Here is a 702-nt window from a genome sequence, read left to right as displayed (position 1 = left end):
TCGCGACGGTGTTCGCGGTGCGCGGGCTGCTCAAAGCGATGGCGGTTCTGCAGGACACGTTCGCGGCCAAGGCCGTCGAGTTCCGCGATGTGCTCAAGATGGGCCGCACGCAGTTGCAGGACGCGGTGCCGATGACGCTGGGCCAGGAGTTCTCGGCCTATGCCGTCATGCTGGACGAGGACCGGTCCCGGCTGGCGGAAGCCAGGACTGCGGGGCGTTCGTGCAGATGTCCGGTGTGCTCAAGCGCATCGCGGTCAAGCTGTCCAAGAGCTGCAACGACCTGCGGCTGCTGTCGTCGGGGCCGCGGGCGGGTCTGGGTGAGATCAATCTGCCGCCGGTGCAGGCGGGTTCGTCGATCATGCCGGGCAAGGTCAATCCGGTGATCCCGGAGGTGGTCAACCAGGTCGCCTTCGAGGTGATCGGCAACGACGTCACCATCACCATGGCCGCCGAGGCCGGGCAGCTTCAGCTCAACGCCTTCGAGCCGATCATCCTGCACTCCCTGTCGGAGTCCATCACGCATCTGCAGAGCGCGTGCCTGACCCTGGCCGAGCGCTGCGTGTCGGGCATCACCGCCAACACCATGGCACTGCGCGCGAGCGTGGAGAACTCCATCGGCCTGGTCACCGCCCTCAACCCGCACATCGGCTACACCGCCGCCACCGACATCGCCAAGGAGGCCCTCGCCACCGGCCGCGGAGT

The 702-nt window shown here is 67.4% G+C and carries 1 pseudogene; it reads left to right on the top strand.

Annotated elements, in window-relative coordinates:
* A pseudogene (locus OO68_RS42865) lies at window positions 1-702 on the top strand (lyase family protein); the annotation flags it as partial.

The organism is Streptomyces iakyrus (assembly GCF_000717055.1).
Lineage (GTDB): Bacteria > Actinomycetota > Actinomycetes > Streptomycetales > Streptomycetaceae > Streptomyces > Streptomyces iakyrus.
This window is presented reverse-complemented; position numbering and strand designations above follow the sequence as displayed.